Source organism: Leptospira meyeri (assembly GCF_004368965.1).
GTDB classification, from domain to species: domain Bacteria; phylum Spirochaetota; class Leptospiria; order Leptospirales; family Leptospiraceae; genus Leptospira_A; species Leptospira_A meyeri.
The window spans coordinates 1,742,999-1,758,409 of the sequence record NZ_SORO01000001.1 but is presented as its reverse complement, the minus strand read 5'-3'; the positions used below and the strand labels follow the sequence as shown (position 1 = coordinate 1,758,409).

The following is a 15,411-nucleotide window of genomic DNA, read 5'->3' as shown; positions in this document are numbered from 1 at the left end:
ACCGAAGATTGTGTGGGATACAAGTAAATATTAAAAACCAAACCGTTGACAGAATGTTTGTCTATGGTTTTCTTTTCTGATATGGCTTTGTTTTTGGACTTAGACAATACCCTTTTACCTTCGAAACCGGCATATGAATTTGCAATCGGTGAATGTGCCAAAGATTGGAAAGAGCGAGGGTTAGGTGGCGATTTTGTTTCTTTATACGAATCTGCTAGAAAAAAAGTAAAAAACCAACTGGAAGGCCATAGTTCCAATCGTTTACGGCTACTATGTTTTAAGTTGATGTTGGATGTTGTGAAAGATCAATTTACCATAAATCAAGAACCAACTGATACAAATCCAACGACGCTAAGCGGATTCCAAACAAAAGACATCTTTGACGTTTTGTGGATGGAAGAAAGATATCATTTTCATTTTTTATCTTATTTACAGACGGAAGCAAAAAAGGAAATCTACCAAACCAAACTATTTCCCAAACTAGTGGCTTTATCGGAAAGGTTCCCAATTTTTCTAACCACCAACGAAACTTTGAGAACTCAATTACTAAAAGTATCTTCTTTTTTACCGGAACCTTTTCGTTTTACACTGATTACTTCAGAAGAAGTTGGATTTGAAAAACCATCCACAAAATTTTTCTCTTACGTATTAGAAGCAGCCAAAGAAAATCCAGGGGATTGTATTTTACTGGGAGATAATTGGGAAGATGATGTTCTGGGAGCCAACCGCCACGGAATCGCAAGCATTCACATTCCTACAATGTGGGGGGAGGGAGCAGGTGTGGTGGAGTATCCTTTTGAATCTTCGGCACCGATTTGGACAGCACCGAATATAGTTTTTGCTTTAGATTTCGCAGAATTATGGCTTCTTAAGCGTCAAAAATAAAGTATTGTTCCAGTTGATGGTTCTAAAACTCAGAGCAAAGATGAGTTTGGTAAAATAATAGTAACCTAACTTTAAATAAACGGCCAGTTTACTTTTGCTACCCGATACAGAAAGTATGGGCATAAGTACTTTGTACTTCGGTTCAATGAATCCGCATTGTTTTCCTAGTTCCGCTAAAGTGTGCATCTTGTAATTGTTTACATGGTCTTTGGCTTCTAGGTAATGAACACCTTCCTTCATCCCTTTTAGTTTTACCTTTAGGTTGGCTTTGGCAAGTTGGATCGGAAAGTTTGGAGTTTGTAAAAAAAGAATCCCACCAGGTTTCAGTAGACCATGTAAGTAGGTGAGCAGGGAATGTGGTTTTGGAATGTGTTCGATCACATCCCACAAAGTGATGATATCAAAACTTTCTTTGGGAAGTTTGGAATCCTGAACAAGACCTGCATAAACCGTTTTCATTCCATTTTGTTCGTTGGCAAATTTTACCGCTTGTTTGGAAATCTCATAACCAACGGCGGACCAACCTGGTTTTTTGGTAAGCACTGCCTTCACAAAAAATCCAAGACCACAACCCACATCGAGAAGGTTTCCTTTATCCGATTTTAAGTATGTGGAAATAAAATCAGAATATACAGCTCGGTGTGCATCATCCCACCATTTTAAATCATAGGTTTGTTCTGCCCCGTCCCAATAACCTTCGTAATGTTCTTCTTGTTCATAAGAGGAATAAACATGACCGCAGTTTTTACATTCTAAAATGGGGGTTCCATTTTCATTGAAAACGGTTTTGGACTCGGAGGATTGGCAAAGGATACAAGATTTCATGCTCTATTGAGTCAGTCTAACTACTGAGAACAAGGGTCAAACTAAAAAACCTTGATCTGGCTTGCCAACATTCATTGTGAAAAAAACATGGGGTGAGATAAGAGAGGAACCGATGAAAATTAACTTCACCAAAATGGAAGGAATTGGAAATGACTACGTGTATATCGATGCCACGAAAAATGATATCCGTCTGAGTCCAGAACAAATCCAAAAACTATCCGATCGCAATTTTGGAATTGGTGGAGATGGGGTGATTTTTATCCGTAATTCAAAAACTGGTGAGTTCCAAATGGACATGTACAACTCTGATGGAAGTTCCTCCGAGATGTGTGGGAATGGAGTTCGTTGTGTGGGAAAATTTGTTTTTGACCACGGCCTTACTAAAAACCAAAAGCCAACCATTGAAACAGGAAAGGGAGTACTCACCCTCGACCTCAAAACAGGTAACAATGGCAAAGTAGAAATGGTGACTGTGGATATGGGTGAACCTATCCTCAAACCAACACTAGTTCCTATTGTATGGACAGGCGACGAACCAGTCATCAACCAAGTATTAGAAGTCCAAGGAAAGAAGTATCATTTTACGGCTGTTAGTATGGGAAATCCACATTGTGTGATTTATGTGGATGATGCGGATGCCTTCCCAGTTCGGGAAATTGGCCCTCTCATTGAAAACCATCCATTATTTCCAAGAAGGGTGAATGTGGAATTTGTTTCTGTTCGAGGAAAAGATCATCTTTACCAAAGAACTTGGGAAAGAGGAGCTGGGGAAACCTTAGCTTGTGGGACTGGAGCTTGTGCTGTGACAGTTGCTTCCATCTTAAATGGAAAAACGGGACGGTCTGTGCAGATTGATCTTAGAGGGGGAACTCTCCATGTCGAATGGAAAGAAAACGGATCAGTGTTGATGACGGGACCAGCCAAGGAAGTGTTTTCTGGAGAAGTAGAAGTTTAGATTCAACATTGCTTAAAGTAAATCGGTCAATAGTGCCGATTTTACTGTTGACCATCAATTAACAAAGATTTTGTGACCATGGAGTCAATGTTTGGTCAATTTGAATTGGCAGTAGATTATTTTTTTAAATAATCTACTTTCTGCAATTCGCCCATTCTACGTTTGGTCTCGTTCGAAACCTCCACCATACCCTTGTCAAGTGGTAGGTGAGCGTAAGTGTCGTATTTGATCACTTCCCCAAATACAACATTGATCTTTTTGTAAACCACTCGACGTTTGATATCGCAAACTTCTTTGGGCATACCCATAAAGGCACGGACAAGTGGCGGAATGGGATAATCTGTAACTGTTTCTTCATCTGGAATGATGACGGTGGGGAGGATATCCACTTTGTTCCGAAGGCTAAAGGCAGCAAATCCAGAATGAAAGTTAGCAAGTGGGGCAGAAAAATCGTTTTGCACCATATAGTCATGGCCTTCAGGAAAGATTCCTAATACATCCCCATTTTTAAAGACTTGTTGTACCTTTTTGATACTGGCCATTGAGATATTGCCATCGATGGCCATAGGAATGGTTCCTGTTTTTTCTACCAGATCCTTAAAGAGAGGAATGCGAGTGGTATACTCTGCCGCAATCCAAGAAATAAATCTTGGAAACACAGAACCGATTACGAAAGGATCCATATCGCTTCTATGATTGCAGGTGAGAATGAGTTTGCCATTCGGCACAATGTTATGGTAACCGTAGACTGTTGTGTTTACCGCCAAATTGAAGAACGGAGTTACAAACTTTTTGATGTTCTCAACATTCTTTTTGACTTGGTCTACGGTGTTTTCCATTTCATTCTCCTAAGATTTTTTGCCACCAAGATTTGGCAGAAGAGTCTCCGGTGGGAGTCCTGACTTCTTGGTTCATTCCGCTACTCGCACTAGACTCTCTCGGATCAGTGGCGAGAGGCTCTCTACGTTTTTTTCCTACATGGGGGCTCGGAACTGTTCTTTTAATCTCTTCTAGCTCTTTTTGAGCAGATACATTCGTTTTTAAAAATGCACGGATCTCATCCCATTGGGGATCAAAATCATTTCCGTACATGGCATAATTCATAAGATCAATACGATCAAAATCGGGCATGTTCAAGATTGAAAGTGATGCCCTGACAAATTCAATCCAATTTTTATTTGGGCACTGTAGAATGGGGGAGGGCAGTTCCGAAAATAATAAGGTGAGAGATAGAATCGAGTCCAAGAGACATAAGATCAAAAAAACAAACCAGAACACATCCCTATTGCCACCGAATGTAGTGCCCTTCCCTCTGCTTCCGAATAAAGAGAAAATTTTCCATCTTTGTGAAGATTTGTTTTGCGAGCCGGGTGACGAAAGGGAAGCATAGAAATGATGGCAAAACGACTCATCCTTTTATCTGTATTTTTCCTGTTCTTTCAGAACTCAATGTGCTTGAAACTTTGGATTGTTTCTTCCAAATATCGAACCACAGAAGACGCAAGAGACCACAAAACCTACCAAAAAACTCGCAGTTTTCTAAAAGCAAAACAATGGTTGGAATACAAATTGGATCCCGAACTTTCCAAAATCGAATTGGAAAACCAGGACACAGGCGAACTAAAAGGAATTGGTCTGATTAAATGTTACGTTCCTTATGGAATTGGTGAGGTGGACGCCAATGAACATGAATTTGAATACGTAGTTAAAATTCGAGATGGGCATGCGGAAATGCAGATCAACAAAATCTTTTCCTTCATTCGTGATCCGAATGATATCGTTTTAAATTATGGACCCAAAAATGAGAAGGTTGCTAAGATTACAATCAGGTCTTGCTTCAAACCATTAATGGATGATTTTTTTGAATTTATTAAATAACGGAAATGTTTAATATCCGAGCGGGTTTCCCACTGTGGTGCCCGTAGATCCGTAAGTATTGGTTCCCGTCGCAGAATCAGTCAGTCCATAGTGGTTTAGATTGTTCGAATTTCTATTGTTAGTGGATGAATTAGACGAAGAACCAGAAGAATCCGATGAGGAATACCCACCTTGTGTTCCATCCCCCTCTAAAAGGTCTAAAATGTCTTTGGTATTTACCAACTTGATTTCGTTACAGGAAACCAAAGAAAGGCAAAACAAAAATATTCCAAATGTGAACTTCATTCCAACCCCAGTTTGTATAGTTTTCGAATTTGGTTCAATCATTTTATTCGGCGTTTGAATAAGAATAAATACTTTCTTTGGTCTCTCTACCTTTCAATTCATATTCACCTTCAGGCTTTAGTTTTGACCGAATGTTTTCCGGTAGAAGGATCGATGTATTTTCAGTGAGAAGAAGATTTTTCTTTAAACCTTTGCAAAGTCCTTCCACTCGAGAGGCAGTATTCACGGTATCTCCAATCACTGTAAATTCCATCCGATTGGCAGAACCGATATTTCCCACAAGAAGGCTCCCCGTGTGGATCCCAATTCCCATCTTTAGCTCGGTAAGTCCTTCTCTTAAAAATTGGGCATTGAGTGAATCTAAATTCTTCTGCATTTGGAGGGCAGTTGCAAACGCACGTTCGGCGTGGTCAGCCATTGGCATCGGAGTCCCAAAAACTGCAAGGATGGCATCCCCAATGAATTTATTAATAAAACCACCGTGGATTTCAATGGCATTGCTCATTTCCTGGAAATAACGATTGAGGATATACAATACTTCTTCCGGCTTTCGTTTTTCGGAAAGTGTTGTAAAATCCCTCAGGTCTGAAAATAAAATAGAGGCTTCTACCACTTTTCCACCTAAACTATGTTCATTGGAAAGTAAATAATCTCTGACTCTTGGATCTACAATTCGACCGAACGTGTCTTTGATTCTTTCTCTTTCCGCAAGACCTTCCGCCATTTCGTTTACAGCATCACCCAGTAGACCTAGTTCATCGGAACTAAAAATTTTTACCCTGGTATCAAACTTTTGTTCTTTGATGAGTGCTGTTGCTTTTTCGATTTGGTTGAGTGGGTGTTGTAAACTGGAAGCAAAAGACATTGCAAATGCAAACGAAAAGACGAGCATAATGGCGATGACTTCAAATAGGACATCATTATGAACTAGTTCATGTAAATTAAAAATGTTTTGGTTTGTTCTGAGCAAAATTCCAAAGATGAGAAGAACGATCGGGAAAAGGGTAGATGCGGCCCAAAAGATAAATTGTTTTGTGACAATAGAAAATTGTTTTCCATGGGCATATTTCCCAAGTCCACCTTCTGGAAATACACAAGGGATGATAAGGAGTTTATTTAAGTAAGTGGTAGTGGCGTATGAGAATGCAAAGGCAAATAATCCCCAGAAACCGAATAAAATAGAAACAGTAACGATACTTTGGTGGGGTGCTTCTGGGAAGAGTCTATCAATTCGACATACGCTTAAAAAATTTGAAAGTTCCCAACCAATAAATCCTAATATACTTATCGTCAGTGGTGAGTGAACAATTCGATGACGAGCTCTCTCTTCTGAGATAAAGTTACAACCTTTAGTAGAAAAAAGAAATTTTGCAATTGGTAAACTATAAAAGAATAAAATGAGAGTAATGATGGGAAAGGGTGCCCAAGTAAATATAGCGAGTGTTAAATCGTTTTTGATTTGAGTGGCTTCGAATAATGCTAGGAACTGGTCTGGCAAAAAAGCAGACGCGGTATAGTTAGCAAATAACAACGTAAACAAACAGGCACAAAAAGGAACAATAAAATAGATTAGTAAAAAGGCAATGAATTGTAGAGTGCGACCTGGTTTCATCATGATAATTCTTCCTTAAGGAGAGGGCCTTTTTGTTTTCGTTTCAATAAGATTCTTTGGACTTGGATATGTTTTTTGTCAGTGAGGGGAAAAAACAAAAAGAGAATGGATCCAAAAATAAAAAAGAATCCAACACCAGGTCCAAAAATCATAGCAAGGCGAAATCCTACTTCTTGTGATTGTGTCGGAGCTCCATTTTGAAATCCAATCAAGTCGAGTAAAAAACCGGTGATGGCAATTCCAAAGGCTTGCGAAAATTTAACACCCATCTTCCAAATTCCAAAATACAATCCCTCTCGTTTTTCTCCTGTTTTGAATTCATCATAATCCACAACATCAGTTAAGATGGAGTCCATAATGAGGATGGAACCGGCACAGATTCCTCCGATAAATGCAACAATGAGTGGTGGTCTTAACTCTCCATAAGGAAACAGAGGATAGGCGATGACGGTTAGAATTCCCAGGCAAAAAACGCCGAGAAAAGCAGGGATTTTTTTCCCAATTTTTTTAGCGATCCAAACCCAAAATCCAATCGAAAGGAGCAGGACTAAAAAAAATGGGAGGAGGATATTGATGACAACCAAAGACTCCTTGAGCCCCAAACGAAATTCGTAATAGTAAAGTGCAATAGCGGAATTAAAGGTTCTACCAATGGTTGCGATGATAAAGGCAAAAAGCAAAATGAGAAACATTTTGTTTTTTAAAACGGATATAAACGCTTTAAAAAATGGGATTTTTTGTTCTAACTTTTTTACTGTTCTGTCTTTTCCTTTTGTCACAAAAAATGTAATGATGGAAGAAACCAAAATGACTAAAGACACAATTTCTCCTGCAGTTGTGCGCGATAGGATTATGTTTTCTTTGGAAGATTCGTCACCTAAAGATTGTAAAATGGCAGCAGGAACAATCATACCAATCAGCATTCCAATGTTACTAAAGAACAGTCTCCAACCAAAAACAGAAGTCCTTTCGTTCCTTTCGAAACTCAGTTCTCCCCCTAAGGCGATATGAGGAACAGAGATAATCGTCATGGCAGTGTTTACAAAAAGATAAACTGATAAAAGGTAAGTAAATTTCCCTATTTGCGTTGTTAGATGAGGAGGGGAAAAGAGAAGAAGAACTGCAAGTGAAAGTAAAACTCCACCCAAAAGGATATAAGGTCTTCTTCGTCCCCATTTGGAATGAGTATGATCAGAAATTCTGCCCATCAGAGGGTCACTGACGGCATCCCAGACGACCGAAATAGAAAGAGCAATCCCGGCCAAACTTGAGTTTAAGCCCACGATTTCTGTGTAAAATTTGAGCAAGTAAATTTGTGTGAATAGTTGAACGGCTGTTATGCCAGTTTCTGCCAATCCATATCCCATTTTTATGGGGAGTTTTAGTTTTGTTTGGTTCATTCCTGGACTCAAGTATTGGACGGTAGGAGTTGTATATCTGGGAAGAAAATTCTAATCTTTGGATGAAATCAGTTTTTACCTAAGAAATTTTTTTGGGTAAATAACAAATTTTTATTAGAGAAATATCATCGATGACTTGGCCTAAGGACTCGATTTGTTTTGTGATGGCAAGTAAGTTGGCTTCTGTTGATTCAACAAGTTTTAAAAAAGTCTGTTCGTCTGAATTCACTTCCCATTTTCCTTCTTCATCTAAACGCAAAAGATCATCTTTTCCATCGGATCCAATGATCAGAATATCTTCTGCTTGGAGTTGGAATTCTTTGATATGTTGGATGGGCATTGCACCTAAGGTCCCTAATTTTCTATACGACACGTCTGCGGAAATATACTCTGCTTTTCCTTTTCGATATAAAACAAGGGAAGGATGTTCCGCATTTAAAAAAAATAATCTTCCTGTGTCTTCTTCTAGAAGCCCCATGGTGAGGGATACGAGCATGGTTCCATCAAATGCTTCAAAGATCATATGCATTTCTTGGAGATTGTATTTCAACCAATCCTCTGGACCAAAGGCTTGGTATCCTGGATCTGTTTTTGTCCTTTGGACAATGGACTGAAAAACAGCTCCAAATACAAGAGCACCCCCCGCACCTTGCATAGATTTTCCCATGGCATCCGCATTGGCAAATAATAAGAACCTTCTGTTTTGTAATACGATGGAATGGGAAATGTTGATATCACCACCAATGTCATATCTTTGGTTTTTGTATTCGAAGACTTTTTTTTGTCGGACAAGATGATCCACTTCTAGTTGTGTACTAACTACGTCTTTAATAGCCAGAGGGTTTAGTAGTTGATAGGTAAGAAAATAATCGCCATCTTGTTGGATTTTTAAATTGCTAATATCTTTTAGAGATTGATTGAGTTCGTTGGTTCTTTGTGTGACCTTTTCTTCCAATCCTTCATTTAAGTTTCTAATTTCTTCATACATACCTTTTAACTTGGTAATCACTGAGTTTAAATAGAATGCTTGTTTGGCAAAATCATCACTGGATTTTGGAGTAACAACAACATCAAAATTTCCTTTAGAAAGTTCTCCTAAAGATCTGCTGGTTTCATTTAGTCCTTCATTCACAGATTTAGCAACTACATAAGAACAAACGATAAGAGGGATGATAAAAATAAAGGAAACAGTAACAATCGGAATCAGTGGATCCTGAACAGCGATTTCTCCCATTGTAAGTGAATACAGAATATAGGAAAAGATAACAAAAGGGAGAGCTGCCAAACTAAAAAAAGCAACAAGGATCCTTGCGAAATAATTAAATTTGGGAATATCCTTTTCTTGTAGTTCTATGTTTTTGATCTGAGGAAGGTCGAAAAGTGGGCGAATACAACTTTCGGATATGAAATAATATGTAACAAATGAAATAGGTGCAATCATGACAAAAGTAAAAATGGCAGAACGAAGAACAGATGGCATATATGCCACCAAATAAAAAAATAAAAAACTAATTGGGATTACACCAGATAACCAACGTATTACGATAATAATGGCTTCTAACAAAGGGTAACGGAATAAAAGTATTTTTACTGATCTAGCATATTCCATTTCTTCTTTTGAAAGAGATGAAAGTCCGGTTGCTGGAATAGAAACCCTTTCAATTTTTGCATATACATATTTGAGAAGAAGGTGGCGAATAAAAGTACCAAGTAGGCCAATCCCGGTCGCAAAAACCACACAAAGTGCAATGAAAATTTTCCAATGTTCTGGTTCCATTTTTTGTGTGATGATTGCATAGTATACAGCAAAGGGAACAGGGACGGTGTGTGTGAATGCTTCTAGTTTTAGAGTAAGATCCCAGAAAAGAGTTTCTCGTTTCACTTTGTCACCTGATCTTACCTTTTTGTTCCTGCATATATTGAAGGATCAATTAACAAAAGTCAAGCCGAAGGGTTGGATTTCCTGAGAAACTTTACGATAGTTTTATGAGTAGAAGTGGTTCTCTTTTTGAATTATCACCTATCGATAATTAGGTTATTAAAAATAAACATCTAACTCTGAAGATCGATTACGGGTTTTAAAAAAGAACAACGTTCCGATTCTGTTTCTTTGTAAGGTAATCGAAAAATCGGAAGATGTGATTTCAGTTTTGTATCCATGGAAAATGTACTTGGACGGTAAGACCTTTCAAAATACAAAGAATACATGCGTCAGAATTTTCCCATCACAAACAAGGAAGTAGAGTTCCAAGAAGGAACCAAGATCACTTCCAAAACAGATCTAAAAGGAATCATCACTTATGTGAATGAGGATTTTTTACGCATTAGTGGATACACAGAAAAAGAACTCATTGGACAACCACACAACCTAATCCGTCATCCCGAGATGCCAAAAGGTGCATTTCAAGATCTGTGGGAAACAATTAAGGCACAACATTCTTGGGTGGGTATTGTGAAGAACCGCTGTAAAAACGGGGATTTTTACTGGGTGGATGCAAACGTCTCACCAATTTACGAAGATGGAAAACATGTCGGTTACATGTCAGTTCGCACCAAGGCAACCACAGAACAAATTCGTAATGCAGAAATCTTATATGCGAAAATGAATTCTGGACGAGGCAAACTTGAGACAACAGCACCATCGATTTTTGGGTTCTCATGTCCTTCTGTTTTTTTAATACAAACGATTGTTAGTGGATTTTTGTTGGTATTGTTTTATCTTAAAGCAGACTTTGATTTAGTTTTTCTCTCGAGCCCACTCATATCAATTTTGGGTTTTGTTTTATTTATGATTACGGCAACGTTTGGGTTTCTAACGATTCGCAAAAATAAAAATTCCTTTCTAAAGGTGAAGGAATATCTTGAGAATTTATACAGTGGGAAATTGAAATTCGATGTGATTTTTGAGACTAGAGGTGATTATTCCGAAATTTTCCCATTGATTAAAAAAACACAATTTGAATTTCGAGGAATGATTTCTCAATTGATCGGGAACGCCGAAATTGTAAAAACTCAAATTGGTGCTCTCACTTACGCTGTCGAACATATTCATATCGCCTTTCAGGAATTATCTAAGGCTATGTATTCCTTGGCAGATTCTAGTATTGTGACTCGTGAAAGTTCTGATAGTATTTTCCAAGAAATGGATATACTGAATCATCTAATAAGTAATATACGAACAGAGTCGAATGTTGTCCAGTTGGAATCCACGGAGTCATATCACTTTTCCTTAGTTGGAAAAAATTGTTCTGATAAGGCAATGGCCCAATTTCAGAAAGCCAGAAAACAAATTTTCAAAACTTCTGAGGTCATTAAAGAACTTGGTGAAAAAACCAAGGCGATTCGAAAAATTACAGAGACTATTACTTCTATTTCTGAAAAGACAAACTTACTCTCATTAAATGCTTCCATAGAATCGGCAAGGGCAGGGGAGGCTGGAAAAGGTTTTGCAGTGGTTGCAGGGGAAGTCGGCAAACTTGCAGAACAATCTAATCAATCGGCCAAAGAAATATCTGCTTTCATCTCTGAATTAACATCAAAAATTTTACAAACGGTCACTGATATCAAAGAAGGACTTACTGAAGTTGAGATCGGATCATTGGAGTTTGAATCCGTTCAAATGGAGATGGACAAAATTTTAAAGAATGCAGAAGAAACAAAGACCAGTGCAGAAAAGATCAATGGTTCTACGGAAGGAACTGAATCGATGTCGGGAAATGTTTTAGGAAATATGGAAAAGATTCAAACGCAACTTATCAATACATCTGCGATTGTAGAAGAGTTATCAGCTGCAGCAAACGAACAAAAACAAACCATTGGGGCGATTGAAGAGTCTATCACTAACTTAGGGTTCGTTGCAGACAGATTGGACTCAGTTGCTTTTCGTTTTCAGTTTTAAGGATACGTTATGACAAACCCGGACTCAAATGCAAAACCAAAAATGAAATTCCAAGTGGAAACTTTGAGAGTTGATTCCCATTCGAGTCTTTCTCGATGTAAATCAGCAGAAATAACATTAGATACGGATATGGCTGGAAATTCAAATGCATTTAATCCGGCGGAGTTGTTACTGTCAGCTCTTTCGGCTTGCATCATTAAGGGAGTGGAAAGGGTGGCTCCCATCCTTCATTTCCAATTCAATGGGATTCAAGTCATTGTCGATGGAATTCGTCAGGATGTACCACCAAAAATGGAATCGATTCGCTACGAAGTCATTGTGGATACAGACGAATCAGATGACCGTCTGCATTTGTTACATGAAAATATAAAAAAATATGGAACTGTGTTTAACACCATTGCCCCAGGTACTGATTTGGCAGGAGAAATCCGAAGAAAGTAAAAACCTGAAGTTTCCTTAGGGTTCATGAGTTTAGGTAGAGAATTATGCAAACTTTTATTCTATCTTGGACAATTGCTTAGAAATTTTAAAACCACTAGTACCGTATGTGAAAAAAAGTAAAGGGATCCAAAAAGGGGGATAATAATAAACATAGTATCAATAGAATAAAGTGATTCTGATGGGGTGAATTTTTTTCTTAGTGCTATCGGAATAATTTTGCACTCTTCAAGATTTGGAAACTCAGCTAATATAAGCTGTACCATGCTTTTTGCATGAGATAGATAATCTTTCTTCCAGCCTCTAAACGAATAGTTGATGTAAGTTGCCAATAAACCAATTACAATCAAAAAAATATTTAAGTTTTTTTGAGAAAACAAAAGAGAACCATTACTTCATAAAACAAAAATTTTTTTTCGGAAGAAAGAAAAGAGGAAATTTGTGGGATATTGAAGAGGAATCGGAAAATATCCGACTCCTCTACTTAATTGTTTTTTTACTTTCCTAAGATGAACACGAAGTTCGTCGTTGCAGATCCACCAATGTTGAGCATCAGACCGTTCTTTGCTCCTTTCACTTGGTAGTCTCCTGCTGTTCCAGTTACTTGTTTGTAAAGGTCAAGCATCATACGAACCCCAGAAGCACCTACTGGGTGACCCACACCAATGAGTCCACCGGATGGATTGATTGGTTTTTTACCACCAAAGTCAATGGTTCCTTCTTCGATTGCGATGTGTTCTTTTCCTGGTTCTGAGATTCCAAATGCAGAAATCGCAGCATATTCAGAAGAAGTAAAACAGTCATGTGTTTCAAACACATCGATGTTTTTTACATCTAAGTCAGCACGTTTGTAAGCATCTTTTACTGTTTGGCGAGTCCATGGAAGGATGTATTTGTCCCCAACGGATTCCAGTTTTTTTGCTTCAAACGTAATTGGTGCCACTCTGTGACCCCAACCTTTGATGCGAGGGATATCATCGAATTTGCGGCCAGTTTTTTTAGCGTATTCTTTTGCATAACCTTTGGAAGCAAGTAAAGTCACCGCAGCACCGTCTGTTACTTGAGAACAGTCAGTGATACAAAGTCTTCCACCCACTGCCATATTGTTATCTCCACCACGTGCCATCGCATGTTCTTTGTTCATGAACCATGTACGAGTTTGTGCTTTAGGGTTACGTTTTGCGTTTGCATAGTTGATACGTGAAATTTCAGCAAGTGCATCCATAAAACGTTCTTCTTTTAGTTCGTATCTTTCTAAGATCACGTCTGCAAGTTTTCCGAAAAGTTTAGGGAAAGGAAATTGAACTCCCTTCGCTTCTTTTTCATAATATGCAGCAGTTCCAAGGAAGTCACCACCCACTGAAGAAGAAACTGTTTTCATCACTTCCACACCAAGAACAATTGCTAGATCGTAATCTTCAGCACGGATATGTGTGATGGCAGCATCAAGGGCAACCGATCCAGAAGCACAAGCGGCTTCGTAACGAGCACCAGGAACACCAAAAAGGGCAGGGTTTACTTCTGTAAGGAAAGCACCTAAGTGGCCTTGGTTGGCATACTGTTCCGCATCAAAGTTACCAACAAAAACAGCCACTTTGTTTTCTTTGTTCAATCGTTTGATTTCATCATAACTAATGCCAACTTTTTCAAGAGCATCATCTAATACTTCGCGCATCATGGACATGAAGGTTTTTCCTTCTTTGGTCCAGTTTCTTTGGAAGTCGGTTTGTTCTCCGCCTAATACGAATACTTTTTCACTCATATGATACTCCTAATTAACCTTTGAAGAGAGACCTTGCATCAAGTTTGTCGCCAAGTTCGTAGAACTTTTTGCCTTCTTTTGCATCTTTTAAAAGTTTTGGAACTGGAATCTTAGACGCTTCCATTAACTTAATTGTTTCTTTTGGTCCACCAAGGAAATCAACAAACGCAGACGCAGGAACCCAGTTAAATCCAAAACCCATGGCGCCGTCAGTATTTTCTTTTGTATCCACTACTTCTCCAACGAGAGAGAGCGAATAACTGATGTAACGTGAAATGAAATAACGAGCAATGTCTGCTTCGAAACCGGATGCTTTTTTAACTACATCCATCGCACCTTTGTAATCAGAATCTTTAATTTTTTGGCGAGCTTCTTTGATAAAAGGAATATCAAATTTTGGGTACGGATCGTACTCACCCGTTTTGATATTGTAAACAAACTTCTCACGTTTTCCGTCAGGATGTTTCACAACCTTAGTGAGACCACCACCAGATTTCATTCCGAGTTTACCGGCATCGATTAATTTTTGGAAGTAACCAGGAAGTTTGAATGTTTCGTGAGCTTCGTCTTTTGTATTGTCATAGATATTGTCTACGATCGCTTTATGGACATCTAGTCCCACGAAGTCAGCAGTAGCGAGTGGTCCCATCGCACGGCCAGTATAACCTGACATGATTTCGTCCATAAGGGCGATTCCACCTTTGTCAGCATACTTTTCTGCAAAGTGAGCCACTTCATTCATCAACTGAAATCCAATACGGTTTCCAGCAAAAGCAGGAGTGTCGTTTGTATACACAACAGCACGGCCGAGTACTTTTTCTAAGTATTCACCTAACGCTTGTGTAACTTTTTTATCATTCCCTGAGTGAGTGACGAGTTCACAAAGGATCATTTTATAAGGAGGGTTAAAAAAATGGGTTCCGTAGTAGTGTTTTTGACCATCTTCATCGTAAGCTTTTGCCAATCGACCAATGGAAAGTCCAGAGGATACAGTGGATACGATGGTTCCGGGACGGCGAGCCTTTGCAATGCGAGTATTGATCGGTTCTTTGACTTCGTAACTTTCCGCCACGAGTTCGAATACCCAATCTGACTCTGCGACAGCTTTTTCCAGATCCGCATCGTAGGAACCAGGGATCATTCTTGCGCGAATGGTATCCGTTTTTACGGATGCGACAGCGGCTTCGATACCCTGTTTTGCTTTTTCAACATCTCTAGCGAGCATATGGACTTTAGCACCACCGAAGGCAGCAATGACGCCCGCACTTCCAGAACCCATGGCTCCGTTGGCACCTAAAATCGTGACAGTTTTGATTTCTCTCATGAAGGAATTTCCGAATCTAATTTTTACTTACCGTTCTAGAAAGCCGAGGTGACAGGAAAATCGTTTTTTTTTGTCAGATTTGTTACAAAAGAGGGTCGGAGGGGAGCTGGAGCAGGGGTACACTTTCCCCGCCCGATTTGAGGGTGGGG

General features: G+C 38.9%; 15 protein-coding genes. 5 read left to right on the top strand and 10 right to left on the bottom strand.

Annotation, left to right across the window (positions count from 1 at the left end):
• The first annotated feature begins 63 nt into the window (after positions 1-63).
• Positions 64-885: an HAD family hydrolase gene (locus CLV96_RS08140; RefSeq protein WP_134151870.1), complete on the top strand. Its 822-nt coding sequence runs from the start codon at positions 64-66 to the stop codon at positions 883-885.
• Here CLV96_RS08140 and CLV96_RS08135 read toward each other — a convergent pair.
• A complete protein-coding gene (locus tag CLV96_RS08135) occupies positions 859-1,710 on the bottom strand; it encodes a class I SAM-dependent methyltransferase (protein ID WP_004786607.1) in 852 nt (283 codons plus the stop codon). The two genes, CLV96_RS08140 and CLV96_RS08135, sit on opposite strands and share 27 nt — an antisense overlap.
• A 112-nt stretch (positions 1,711-1,822) precedes the next feature.
• Here CLV96_RS08135 and dapF point away from each other — a divergent pair, with 112 nt between their 5' ends.
• Positions 1,823-2,665 (top strand): diaminopimelate epimerase, encoded by an 843-nt coding sequence (gene dapF, locus CLV96_RS08130; protein WP_004786685.1) that lies wholly within the window; start codon positions 1,823-1,825, stop codon positions 2,663-2,665.
• Between the two features lie 116 nt (positions 2,666-2,781).
• On the opposite strand, the gene CLV96_RS08125 is transcribed toward dapF, so the two are convergent.
• From CLV96_RS08125 to CLV96_RS20085, 3 genes are all read right to left on the bottom strand, one after another.
• A complete protein-coding gene (locus tag CLV96_RS08125) occupies positions 2,782-3,504 on the bottom strand; it encodes a lysophospholipid acyltransferase family protein (protein WP_004787641.1) in 723 nt (240 codons plus the stop codon).
• Between the two features lies 1 nt (position 3,505).
• Positions 3,506-3,796 carry a hypothetical protein gene (locus CLV96_RS08120; protein WP_004784480.1) on the bottom strand — a complete coding sequence of 97 codons (291 nt, stop codon included), beginning with the start codon at positions 3,794-3,796 and terminating at the stop codon, positions 3,506-3,508.
• 125 nt (positions 3,797-3,921) lie between these two features.
• On the bottom strand, positions 3,922-4,053 hold the full coding sequence (locus tag CLV96_RS20085) for a hypothetical protein (RefSeq protein ID WP_004785646.1): 132 nt from the start codon (positions 4,051-4,053) through the stop codon (positions 3,922-3,924).
• 4 nt (positions 4,054-4,057) lie between these two features.
• Here CLV96_RS20085 and CLV96_RS08115 point away from each other — a divergent pair, with 4 nt between their 5' ends.
• A complete protein-coding gene (locus CLV96_RS08115; RefSeq protein ID WP_004786529.1) occupies positions 4,058-4,543 on the top strand; it encodes a DUF4468 domain-containing protein in 486 nt (161 codons plus the stop codon).
• Positions 4,544-4,552: 9 nt separating this feature from the next.
• On the opposite strand, the gene CLV96_RS08110 is transcribed toward CLV96_RS08115, so the two are convergent.
• The 4 genes from CLV96_RS08110 to CLV96_RS08095 all read right to left on the bottom strand — a co-directional run bounded on the left by CLV96_RS08110 (position 4,553) and on the right by CLV96_RS08095 (position 9,722).
• The gene (locus CLV96_RS08110; protein WP_231292460.1) at positions 4,553-4,828 is read right to left on the bottom strand and encodes a hypothetical protein; all 276 of its coding nucleotides are present in this window, start codon (positions 4,826-4,828) and stop codon (positions 4,553-4,555) included.
• A 43-nt stretch (positions 4,829-4,871) separates the two neighbouring features.
• Positions 4,872-6,440 (bottom strand): adenylate/guanylate cyclase domain-containing protein, encoded by a 1,569-nt coding sequence (locus CLV96_RS08105; RefSeq protein WP_196795734.1) that lies wholly within the window; start codon positions 6,438-6,440, stop codon positions 4,872-4,874.
• The gene (locus CLV96_RS08100) at positions 6,440-7,840 is read right to left on the bottom strand and encodes an MFS transporter (RefSeq protein WP_004785439.1); all 1,401 of its coding nucleotides are present in this window, start codon (positions 7,838-7,840) and stop codon (positions 6,440-6,442) included. Before CLV96_RS08100 ends, CLV96_RS08105 begins: the two co-directional genes overlap by 1 nt.
• Positions 7,841-7,919: 79 nt before the next feature.
• Positions 7,920-9,722, bottom strand: a complete 1,803-nt coding sequence (locus tag CLV96_RS08095; protein ID WP_004787740.1) for a SpoIIE family protein phosphatase — start codon at positions 9,720-9,722, stop codon at positions 7,920-7,922.
• A gap of 324 nt (positions 9,723-10,046) precedes the next feature.
• On the opposite strand from CLV96_RS08095, the gene CLV96_RS08090 reads away from it, so the two are divergent.
• Both CLV96_RS08090 and CLV96_RS08085 read left to right on the top strand, forming a co-directional pair.
• On the top strand, positions 10,047-11,738 hold the full coding sequence (locus CLV96_RS08090) for a methyl-accepting chemotaxis protein (protein WP_004786300.1): 1,692 nt from the start codon (positions 10,047-10,049) through the stop codon (positions 11,736-11,738).
• A 9-nt stretch (positions 11,739-11,747) separates the two neighbouring features.
• On the top strand, positions 11,748-12,179 hold the full coding sequence (locus tag CLV96_RS08085) for an OsmC family protein (protein ID WP_004785528.1): 432 nt from the start codon (positions 11,748-11,750) through the stop codon (positions 12,177-12,179).
• Between the two features lie 493 nt (positions 12,180-12,672).
• Here CLV96_RS08085 and CLV96_RS08080 read toward each other — a convergent pair whose 3' ends face one another.
• Positions 12,673-13,938, bottom strand: a complete 1,266-nt coding sequence (locus CLV96_RS08080) for an acetyl-CoA acetyltransferase (RefSeq protein ID WP_004784552.1) — start codon at positions 13,936-13,938, stop codon at positions 12,673-12,675.
• 13 nt (positions 13,939-13,951) lie between these two features.
• On the bottom strand, positions 13,952-15,262 hold the full coding sequence (locus CLV96_RS08075) for a 3-hydroxyacyl-CoA dehydrogenase NAD-binding domain-containing protein (protein WP_004786042.1): 1,311 nt from the start codon (positions 15,260-15,262) through the stop codon (positions 13,952-13,954).
• Positions 15,263-15,411: the final 149 nt, after the last annotated feature.

Excerpts from the sequence above, each read along its gene's own strand:
- CLV96_RS08140 (WP_134151870.1), top strand. The coding sequence starts at position 64 with ATGGTTTTCTTTTCTGATATGGCTTTGTTTTTGGACTTAGACAATACC.
- CLV96_RS08135 (WP_004786607.1), bottom strand. The coding sequence starts at position 1,710 with ATGAAATCTTGTATCCTTTGCCAATCCTCCGAGTCCAAAACCGTTTTC.
- dapF (WP_004786685.1), top strand. The coding sequence starts at position 1,823 with ATGAAAATTAACTTCACCAAAATGGAAGGAATTGGAAATGACTACGTG.
- CLV96_RS08125 (WP_004787641.1), bottom strand. The coding sequence starts at position 3,504 with ATGGAAAACACCGTAGACCAAGTCAAAAAGAATGTTGAGAACATCAAA.
- CLV96_RS08120 (WP_004784480.1), bottom strand. The coding sequence starts at position 3,796 with ATGCCCGATTTTGATCGTATTGATCTTATGAATTATGCCATGTACGGA.
- CLV96_RS20085 (WP_004785646.1), bottom strand. The coding sequence starts at position 4,053 with ATGCTTCCCTTTCGTCACCCGGCTCGCAAAACAAATCTTCACAAAGAT.
- CLV96_RS08115 (WP_004786529.1), top strand. The coding sequence starts at position 4,058 with ATGATGGCAAAACGACTCATCCTTTTATCTGTATTTTTCCTGTTCTTT.
- CLV96_RS08110 (WP_231292460.1), bottom strand. The coding sequence starts at position 4,828 with ATGAAGTTCACATTTGGAATATTTTTGTTTTGCCTTTCTTTGGTTTCC.
- CLV96_RS08105 (WP_196795734.1), bottom strand. The coding sequence starts at position 6,440 with ATGAAACCAGGTCGCACTCTACAATTCATTGCCTTTTTACTAATCTAT.
- CLV96_RS08100 (WP_004785439.1), bottom strand. The coding sequence starts at position 7,840 with ATGAACCAAACAAAACTAAAACTCCCCATAAAAATGGGATATGGATTG.
- CLV96_RS08090 (WP_004786300.1), top strand. The coding sequence starts at position 10,047 with ATGCGTCAGAATTTTCCCATCACAAACAAGGAAGTAGAGTTCCAAGAA.
- CLV96_RS08085 (WP_004785528.1), top strand. The coding sequence starts at position 11,748 with ATGACAAACCCGGACTCAAATGCAAAACCAAAAATGAAATTCCAAGTG.
- CLV96_RS08080 (WP_004784552.1), bottom strand. The coding sequence starts at position 13,938 with ATGAGTGAAAAAGTATTCGTATTAGGCGGAGAACAAACCGACTTCCAA.
- CLV96_RS08075 (WP_004786042.1), bottom strand. The coding sequence starts at position 15,262 with ATGAGAGAAATCAAAACTGTCACGATTTTAGGTGCCAACGGAGCCATG.